General features: G+C 66.2%; 11 protein-coding genes. 8 read left to right on the top strand and 3 right to left on the bottom strand.

Annotated elements, in window-relative coordinates:
• From AC1DWT_RS47530 to AC1DWT_RS47545, 4 genes are all read left to right on the top strand, one after another.
• On the top strand, positions 1-648 hold a 648-nt coding region (locus AC1DWT_RS47530), incomplete at its 5' end, for an alpha/beta fold hydrolase (protein ID WP_477925928.1).
• Positions 649-675: 27 nt separating this feature from the next.
• Positions 676-1,173 carry a hypothetical protein gene (locus AC1DWT_RS47535; RefSeq protein WP_072951570.1) on the top strand — a complete coding sequence of 166 codons (498 nt, stop codon included), beginning with the start codon at positions 676-678 and terminating at the stop codon, positions 1,171-1,173.
• Between the two features lie 5 nt (positions 1,174-1,178).
• Positions 1,179-1,457 (top strand): hypothetical protein, encoded by a 279-nt coding sequence (locus AC1DWT_RS47540; RefSeq protein ID WP_072951586.1) that lies wholly within the window; start codon positions 1,179-1,181, stop codon positions 1,455-1,457.
• Entirely contained in the window at positions 1,454-1,861 is a 408-nt protein-coding gene (locus AC1DWT_RS47545) for a nuclear transport factor 2 family protein (protein ID WP_072951572.1), read from the top strand. Before AC1DWT_RS47540 ends, AC1DWT_RS47545 begins: the two co-directional genes overlap by 4 nt.
• A gap of 55 nt (positions 1,862-1,916) precedes the next feature.
• On the opposite strand, the gene AC1DWT_RS47550 is transcribed toward AC1DWT_RS47545, so the two are convergent.
• Entirely contained in the window at positions 1,917-2,804 is an 888-nt protein-coding gene (locus tag AC1DWT_RS47550; RefSeq protein WP_206015505.1) for a LysR substrate-binding domain-containing protein, read from the bottom strand.
• 139 nt (positions 2,805-2,943) lie between these two features.
• Between AC1DWT_RS47550 and AC1DWT_RS47555 the strand changes: the two genes are divergently transcribed.
• From AC1DWT_RS47555 to AC1DWT_RS47570, 4 genes are all read left to right on the top strand, one after another.
• Positions 2,944-3,525, top strand: a complete 582-nt coding sequence (locus AC1DWT_RS47555) for a nuclear transport factor 2 family protein (RefSeq protein WP_206015504.1) — start codon at positions 2,944-2,946, stop codon at positions 3,523-3,525.
• On the top strand, positions 3,522-4,625 hold the full coding sequence (locus AC1DWT_RS47560) for an amidohydrolase family protein (protein ID WP_477925929.1): 1,104 nt from the start codon (positions 3,522-3,524) through the stop codon (positions 4,623-4,625). Before AC1DWT_RS47555 ends, AC1DWT_RS47560 begins: the two co-directional genes overlap by 4 nt.
• 9 nt (positions 4,626-4,634) lie before the next feature.
• Positions 4,635-5,627: an amidohydrolase family protein gene (locus tag AC1DWT_RS47565; protein WP_206015502.1), complete on the top strand. Its 993-nt coding sequence runs from the start codon at positions 4,635-4,637 to the stop codon at positions 5,625-5,627.
• A gap of 88 nt (positions 5,628-5,715) precedes the next feature.
• Complete coding sequence (locus AC1DWT_RS47570; protein WP_072951584.1) at positions 5,716-6,159, top strand: DoxX family protein; 444 nt, start codon at positions 5,716-5,718, stop codon at positions 6,157-6,159.
• A gap of 381 nt (positions 6,160-6,540) precedes the next feature.
• Here AC1DWT_RS47570 and AC1DWT_RS47575 read toward each other — a convergent pair whose 3' ends face one another.
• Both AC1DWT_RS47575 and AC1DWT_RS47580 read right to left on the bottom strand, forming a co-directional pair.
• Positions 6,541-7,056, bottom strand: a complete 516-nt coding sequence (locus AC1DWT_RS47575; protein ID WP_206015501.1) for a hypothetical protein — start codon at positions 7,054-7,056, stop codon at positions 6,541-6,543.
• 346 nt (positions 7,057-7,402) lie between these two features.
• A complete protein-coding gene (locus AC1DWT_RS47580; protein WP_477925930.1) occupies positions 7,403-8,548 on the bottom strand; it encodes an acyl-CoA dehydrogenase family protein in 1,146 nt (381 codons plus the stop codon).
• Positions 8,549-8,669: the final 121 nt, after the last annotated feature.

Genomic DNA, 8,669 nt, shown 5'->3' on the forward strand with positions numbered 1-8,669 from the left:
GAACTACTCGACAACGGCATCGAAGAACTACTCGCCTCGGACGACAACGCTGCCGGTGTCGTACTCGTGGGGCATTCCATCGGCGGGATGATTGGCCTCGAGATCGCCGCCCGGCGTCCTTCCTGGTGTCTGTTCGGGATCTCGGCCACGGGGATGGGCGCACGCATTCCCTCTCACGGCGCGGCCGAAGAACTCGGCGCCCTGCCCCTGCACGGGATCGTGGACGTCCCGATACCCGAGCGGGAAAAGCTGTGGTACGGACCGGAGGGCAGCTACACCGCGGCGGCAGTCGAGGCCGCACGGCACTCCTATGCCCCGGCGCCCATGGTAGAACTGGCCGCTGCACCGAGGTGGGCGGCCACACGGCTCGACCCTGTCGCCGCCGACATCGACGTCCCGGTACACCACGCCCTCGCCGAATTCGATGCACTCTGGGACTCTTCCAGCGACGCCCGCGAACTCTTCATTTCGAAGTTCCCCGGCGAGCTCCGCGTCACGTCCGAGATCGTCCCAGGTGTGGGCCATTGCCTCGACCACCACCTCACCGGCGCTGCCCTGCATCTGCGGCAGCTTGCCTTCGCCCTCGACTGTGCCTTGGCTTCCCACTCCACGCGCCCACGCCGGGGCGTCTCTGCTCCTGCACGCTGACTCACCGAATCGAAGGTAAGAAAAGCCATGTCCGACAACACCACCCATCCCGACTGCCTGATGTGCGTCCAAGAGAAGTCCGGTCAAGACGCGGCCGTCTTCCGCGACAACCTGTGGGCCGGGGAAATCGTTACCGGCATGGAGGTGCCCGGCTGGTTCGTGCTGCGAGCCCGCCGGCACGCCGAACGCATCACCGGCCTCGACGACACCGAACTGGACACCCTCGGCCGCCGGGCGCGCGATCTGACCGCAGCAGTCACCGAGGTCACCGGCGCCCCCGCGACCTATTTGATGGTCTTCGGGGAAAACCACAAGCACTTCCATGCCCTCATCGCCGCCCGAGGGGACGACGTTCCCGCCGACCGGCGCAGCGGCAACATCCTCAAACTCGTCACCGAACGGGCAGATCCCGTGGCCGCCGCCGGGCTGCTTCCCGCGGTACGGGAAGCGTATGCCCGCCATGCGTCGGCGACCATTTCTGCCGACGGTTCCGCGCCGGTCCATCACGCGACACACCAGAGGTGAACACCATGGCGACGATCTTGCAGCCAGAACAGCATTCACACTCCTCCAGCGGAGGGACACGCGAGATCGTCGGATTCGCCCTGCGCTGGGCGCCGTTCGACAGCGGTGACGAATACATCCTTCCCCAGTTCGGGATCACGCCTGCGACGTTCTATCGACGGCTTGCGGAGATCCTCCGCGACGGCCACACCCGTCTCGATCACGGTGTCCGCGAGATTCTCACCGGATTGTGCCGCAACAGACTGCCCGACGCTCCGTTCAGCGATCAGGTGCCGACCCGGTGACCGGACACCTGACCGAATTCTGCGACACCGGCTACCGGACAGATGTTCTCGACGCCGACAGCGCCCGGCTCGTGGCGATGACCGATGGCGACCTGGACACCCTGGATGCGCTGATCGCCGACGGCGCGCGCTACATTCACTCCTCGGGCGAGATCGACACCAAGCGCGAGTACCTGACGAAGCTGGCCACCGGCCAATTCAGGTATGCGGCGGTCACCGCGGAGAATCCTCACGTAACCGCTCTGGGATCAACCATCGCGCTCACCTACCGCATGCACGCGCAGCTGATCTTCCCCACCGGTCCACGCCAGATCCATGCCCGCGCCACCGCGGTCTGGCGGCGATACGACGACAGAATCCGTCTCGAGCTGTTCCAGTCCACCCCGATGCCGGCCGAGTCCTGATCGCCGTGTCGTCCACCCCGCCCTACCCGCCCGGACCATCCGTGGTGGGACCCGGCTACGCGGTCGCCGAGCGCGCGATCTCCAGCAGCGCTCGCGCCGCCCCGCTGGTCTCCTCACGCCTGCTCAGGACCAGCAACTCCGCGACGATGCCCGATTCTTCCAGGGGACGAAATGTCAGACTCGGGATCGCGATGTGCGCGGTCTGCGCCGGAACCAGCGCCACCCCGAGCCCGGCGGAAGCCATGGCAAGCACGCTCAGAGTGCTCGACAGGTGCCGAACGCGGTCGGGGGGATGTCCACCGAGTTGCGCCTTCAGGTCGTCAACCGTCGAATCATCCTCGCCGCCCTCCGAATACACGAGCAGCAGCTCCGCCCCCAGGTCCCGGAACGGGACAGTGCTTCGGTCAGCAAGCCGGTGCCGATCCGACATCGCCACAACCAGCGGCGAGGTCCCGATTCGGTCGGCGCGCAGGTCCGGATGCACCACCGCACCGAATCCCGGGCTGTACCCGACGTCCAGTTCACCGGACAGGATCGCCTCCCCCTGCGCCCGCGGCACCAGCTCCCGCAACTCGATCCGAGCCTGCGGGTACCGCCCGTGGAACACCTCCAGGTCCCGCCCGAGCTTGCCGATCAGCACCGCCACCCCCGCGAAACCGACACGCACGGAGCCGATCTCACCGCGCAGGGAGCGCTGCGCCGTCGTCTTCGCCCACTCCGCCTGGGCCAGCGCGCGCCGAGCCTCGACCAGGAAGGCGGTGCCGGCCTCGGTCAACTCGACGCGGCGGCTGGTCCGCACGAACAACGGCCCACCCAGTTCCTTCTCGAGCGCCCGAACCTGCATGCTCAGCGTCGGCTGCACCACATGCAGCCGCTCCGCGGCGCGGCCGAAGTGCCGCTCTTCGGCGACCGCCACGAAGTACCGCAGATGACGCAATTCCACCGCTCACCACCACTCATCATTTCAAATGATCAATCAGTCAGATCTTTCTCATTGTAGTGATGACGGGTGGGGAGCACGCTGAAAGAGGACCGCCCGACACCTCGGGCCCGACACCCTACGCCACGAAAGCGAAGAACGAATGGATTCCTACCTCGCCGACCGACGAGCGATCGACGACCTCATGACCGGCTGGATGCGCCGCGACCTCGCCCAGTGGGATTCGATGCGGGAACTCTTCCACCCGGACGGAGTCATCGAAATCACCTGGTTCCGAGGACTGTTCACCGACTTCGTCGACGCATCCGCTCGTATGGGTGCCTCCGACCTGAGAACCAAGCACGTGATCACCGCGCCAGTCGTGACGTTCCACGGGGACCGAGCGGTCGCCGAGACCAACGCGATCGTGGTCGCTGAGAACGGGAAACTGAGACTCGGCTGCCAGAGCCACAACCGCTTCTACGACCGCATCGAAAAACGCGACGGCACCTGGAAGATCATCGACCGGCGCAGCATCTACGACATGGGCTCATTTACCTTCCCCTGCGGCATCGTCGACATCGACGCCGACACCGTCGCGAAGTACCCGCCCGAGTACGCCGCCCTGGCTTACCTGCTCGACAAGAGCGGCTTCCCCGTCACCGGCGCTTTCGCCACCAAGGGCAGCGACCTCGAAACCACCATCAAACAATCAGCACAGCTGTGGTTGGAGGACAAGCAATGACCACCCGTATCACCGACGTCCGTGTGTTCGACGGCGAACAGCTACTCCCCGACCGCAAGGATGTCACCTTCGACGCCACCGGGATTCTCGCCATCGACCCCGCAGGCACCAACCATGGACGCGAAACCGTCACCGACATCGACGGTTCCGGCGCCACCCTGCTGCCCGGGCTTATAGACGCACACATTCATTTACACAGCAGCGACACTCTCCAGCAGCTCGCGGGCTTCGGCGTGACCACCGGCCTCGACATGGCCACCTGGCCGGCCGGGAAACTCGCCTCACTCCGCGACATCGCCGGACGCGAGGGTCTCGCCGACCTCCGCAGCCCCGGCCTGCCTGCGATCGGTCCTGCCGGCAACCATGCCCGCTTCGTTCCCGAAGAGGCTGTGGTCACCAACCCCGACCAGGCAGCGCGATTCGTCGACGCACGCAACGCCGAGGGCGCCGACTACATCAAGATCGTGGCCGAGGCACCCGGCGATGGCGGACCGGATCAGCCCACCCTGACCGCACTCGTGGACGCTGCGCACAAACACGGGAAGAAAGTCATTGCGCACGCCGCCACTCCCGGTGCCTTCGCAATGGCACTCGACGCCGGGGCCGACATTTTCACCCACATTCYGCTGGGGTCGCCCCTGGACGCCGACACCGTAAAACGCATGGCCGACAACGACGCGGTTGCCGTCCCCACCTTGACCTTGATGGAAGGGATCGCATCGTCACACGGGAACGCGCAGGCGTTCGCCGGATCGCTGAGCAGCGTGACCGCACTGCAGCAGGAAGGCGTCACGGTGCTGGCGGGCACGGACGCCAACACCGAACCCGGTGCCCCCACTCAGGTCGCACACGGGACGAGCTTGCACCACGAACTCGAACTGCTCGTCGACGCCGGCTCCACTCCCATCGAGGCGTTGCGCGCGGCGACCAGCCGCACCACCGACGTGTTCGACCTACCCGACCGCGGCCGCATCCGTCCCGGTCTGCGTTCGGACCTGCTGCTCGTCGACGGCGATCCCACCGCCTCGATCGCAGCGACCGGCAACATCCGCGCCGTCTACATCGCCGGAGTACCCGTTCTCCGATCCGCCACCGAATAGGGAGCACCCATGAAGATCATCACCCTCGAAGAGCACTACCTCGACCCCGCGATCGCCGCCGCCAGCGCCCCCCTCGCCCGAGAGCTGAGCCCCGATTTCGCGGCCGCCTACGATCCCGCCAGCGGACTCAGCTACACCCCCACGGCACAGGTACTGCAGGATCTCGGCGAAGGCCGGATCGCCGACATGGACACCCACGGCATCAGCATGCAGGTCCTGTCGTGCCTGACCACCCAGCAGGTCCCGGCGGACGTGGCACCGGAACTGGTCCGCGCCGCCAACGACACCGCCGCGGCCGCCGTCCGCGCTCACCCGGACCGCTTCGCCGCGTTCGCCGCCCTGCCGACCACCGCCCCCGACGCGGCCGCCACCGAACTCGCCCGCTGCATCGACGACCTCGGATTCGTCGGCACCATGATCAACGGCCGCACCGACGGACAGTTCCTCGACGCACCCCGCTTCGACCCGATCCTGGCCACCGCCGCCGCCCGCAATGTGCCGATCTACCTACACCCGGCGGTGCCGCCCCGCGAAACCTCCGACTCCAACTACGCGGGGCTGGCGCCGCTGGTCACCGCGCGGCTGCAGACCAGCGCCTGGGGCTGGCATCAGGAAACCGCCGTCCACTTTCTGCACCTGGTGCTCTCCGGAGTCCTCGACCGCTACCCGAACCTGCAGTTCATCCTGGGGCATTGGGGCGAGATGATCCCCTTCTACCTCGACCGGCTCGACGAAGCCCTGCCGCAGTCACTGACCAATCTCGACCGCGCCATCTCAGACTACGTCCGAGGCAACGTCTACATCACCCCGTCGGGGATGTTCAGCCAGGCGCAACTGCAGTTCTGCGTGGAAACCCTCGGCGTCGACCGGATCCTTTACTCCGTCGACTATCCCTTCCTCGGCAACGATGGTGCGGTCGCCTTCCTCGAAGAAGCAAACCTACCCGACGAGGCGAAACACCAGATCGCCCACCAGAACACCGAAAAGCTCCTCGGCGTCTGACACACCACCACGGGCCGACGCGCCAATCATCTCGGCACAGAGCCGCAACTCCATGCGCATCGACCCAACAAGAAAGGTTCACCCCCAAATGAAGACCGCCACACTGCTCCGCGTCGGAGCACGGATAGCCACCGGATCCACCTACGCTGTGCTCGGCTGGGACGCCCTCCGCACCCCCGGCGCACGTGTGCAGATGGCCACCGGCGCTCTCGACGCGATCCGGAAGATCCTGCCGTTGCCACAGAACGACGAACTGATCGTCCGCGGCAACGCTTCGGTACAAGCAGTCGGAGGGTCACTCCTCGCGGTCGGCGTCTACCCCCGAGCCTCCGCACTGGCCTTGGTTCTTTCCCTCATTCCCACGACCATCGCCGGACACAACTTCTGGGCAATCGACGATCCCGCCGCGCGCAAGCTGCAACGGACCCAATTCCACAAGAACGTCGCCATGTTCGGCGGACTGCTCTTCGCAATGGTCGACTCCACCAACTACCGCCGCGCACCGGCACCGAAGACTCAATTGGCGTCGTGACGTCCTAACCACCGACACTCCCGGCACGCCGACCAGCGCCAGTACCCATGGTGTACGTCTATCAGTCAACTCACATCCGCCGTGAGCAAACGCTTCCCACAGGTCTGATACCACCTGCTGCGCCTATTTCACCCTGACGGTGGCGCTCCCAGTGGGTCGCACAGGTGCTGCAGCAAGACTTGGGCCGCGCGCCCCAACGCTACGCAGCGAAACAGGTGTGATTGGCAGCCCCTCTTACGCGTGATTGCCGCACCATCAGTTCGGGGAGATACCAAGGCATGCACCATCGCTCGCCACAGGTGAAGATCCCTCCATCCCTCGGGTGTTCACCCAATAGGCCATGTTGGGTTCACCTATTAGGCCCGGGATCGGACTCGGACCCTACTTTCTGCGCATTCGACGCTGTGACGCCCGCTTCTTCGGTCGGTGTGCGAGACGTTCGACTCTGTGGTGCGGTGAATCTGGCGAACCCGTGCCCGATAATGGGTCATTTTCGACGGACAGGCGAGGTCGGCCACCGGGATCCGTGGATTCCGTTGCCGGGGCGGGGTAGCTATCTGCCCGGTCCCCTGGCAGCCAGAGATGCTGCGTGGCGAGTGACGGAGAGTGGGTGCTGCGACGCCGCCGTCGGGGTCGGCGTTCGGGTTCCGGCTCGCCGATGAACCGCCCCCAGGAATCGAGAACCTCGCGCCGGGTGGCCCAGTCGTGGAGATTGAGGATGTTCAGGGCGGCGAGGGTGAATCCGGCGAGCAGGGTATAGCGGCGGAGTCCGCAGCCTCGGAAGTACCCGCGGTGCACACCGAGCCGGTTCTTCTTCAGGTCGGCGAACACCCTCTCGATACCGACCCTGCGGTGATAGGGCGCCTCCCAGGCCAGGGTGCCGTGCTGGAACGGCATCCGCAGGTCCGGGTAGTCCGTGTCGGACAGGGTGATCGTGCACCCGCAGCCGAAGGGTGTACCCGGGCAGGATGGACGGCGGGCCCGCGGTAACGGCGTGCCCCGTCGGGTTGGCGGGCGTCGTGCGTGACGAAGACGTAGGCCTGGCGGGCCTGGTGCCGGCGGTCGAGCCGCCCGCGCACGCCGACGTCCATCTTGGTGTCGATCGGCTCGATGTCGTGCAGCCCCGCAGGAAGACTCACCAAACTCGGATTCACCTCGCTTCCCCTCGTGGGACCGCTGGGTACACGCGAGCCCGAGGGCTGGCGGCCAGCTCTTGGTCGAGAACCGCCGCGGACCCTAGCCGCTACAGCGACTTCGCGATGATTCCCTTCATCACCTCGTTGGCGCCCGCGTAGATCTTCTGGACGCGGGCGTCCTCGTACATCCGGGCGATCAGGTACTCACGCATGTACCCGTAACCACCGTGCAACTGCACGCACCGGTCGATCACCGCACACTGCTGCTCGGTGAGCCAGTACTTGACCATCGCCGCCTCGGACGGATCCAGTTCCCCGCGCAGGTGCGCCTCGATGCAATGGTCCAGGAACACCGCACACGTGCGGGCGATGGTCTGACACTCGGCCAACTCGAACGCCGTGTTCTGGAACTCGAACAGACTGTGCCCGAACGCCTGCCGCGACTTCGTGTACGCCACGGTGTCCTCCACCGCACGAGTCATCGCCCCGGACGCCTGCGCGCCGATGATCAACCGCTCCTRCACCAACTGCGCCATCAACTGCCCGAAACCCTGCCCCTCCGCCCCGAGCAGATTCGACACCGGCACCCGCACATCGGTGAACGACAACTCCGACGTGTCGGCGCCGTGCTGACCGACCTTGTCCAACACCCGCCCGACGGCGAACCCGGGGCAGTCCCGCAGATCCACGATCAGCAGCGCCACCCCCTTCGCGCCGACCTTCGGGTCGGTCTTGACCGCCAGCACGATCATGTCCGCGGACGCGCCGTTGGTGATGAACGTCTTCGACCCGTTGACGATGTACTCGTCGCCGTCCCGGATCGCGGTGGTCTTGATCGCCTTGAGATCCGACCCGGCGCCGGGCTCGGTCATGCCGATGGCACCGAGGATCTCCCCGGTCGCCATCCCCGGCAGCCACGCCGTCTTCTGCTCCTCGGTGCCGTACTCGAGGAGGTAGTGCGCCACGATCCCCGAATGCACCGAGATGCCGAGCGCGAGGTCGCCGGCATAGCCCTGGGCCTCGAACACGGCGAGGTCGTGGGCGAACGTGCCGCCACCGCCGCCGTACTCCTCCGGGATCGAGCACAGCAGCAAGCCCAGTTTGCCTGCGGCGAGCCATACCTCGCGGTCGATGCGATGCTGAGCGTCCCACTTCTGGTGGTGCGCGACCACCTCGCGTTCGAAGAACCCGACCGCGAGTTCGGACAGAGCCCTCACCTCGTCGTCGTGCCAGGAGGGTGTGTGCTTGTTCATGATGTTTCTTTCTCGGATGGTGTCGTTGCGCGGGGCTCCGCAGTCGGGAGCCGCGCGCGGGGCGTTGGTCTTGGCCTCTGCGTTTACCGGTGGGGCACGGTGAGGTGGCTGGAAGGATGTG

The organism is Rhodococcus sp. P4_B6 (assembly GCF_056402215.1).

Coding starts and splice junctions, on each gene's coding strand:
- AC1DWT_RS47535 (WP_072951570.1), top strand. CDS start 676: ATGTCCGACAACACCACCCATCCCGACTGCCTGATGTGCGTCCAAGAG.
- AC1DWT_RS47540 (WP_072951586.1), top strand. CDS start 1,179: ATGGCGACGATCTTGCAGCCAGAACAGCATTCACACTCCTCCAGCGGA.
- AC1DWT_RS47555 (WP_206015504.1), top strand. CDS start 2,944: ATGGATTCCTACCTCGCCGACCGACGAGCGATCGACGACCTCATGACC.
- AC1DWT_RS47565 (WP_206015502.1), top strand. CDS start 4,635: ATGAAGATCATCACCCTCGAAGAGCACTACCTCGACCCCGCGATCGCC.
- AC1DWT_RS47570 (WP_072951584.1), top strand. CDS start 5,716: ATGAAGACCGCCACACTGCTCCGCGTCGGAGCACGGATAGCCACCGGA.
- AC1DWT_RS47575 (WP_206015501.1), bottom strand. CDS start 7,056: ATGCCGTTCCAGCACGGCACCCTGGCCTGGGAGGCGCCCTATCACCGC.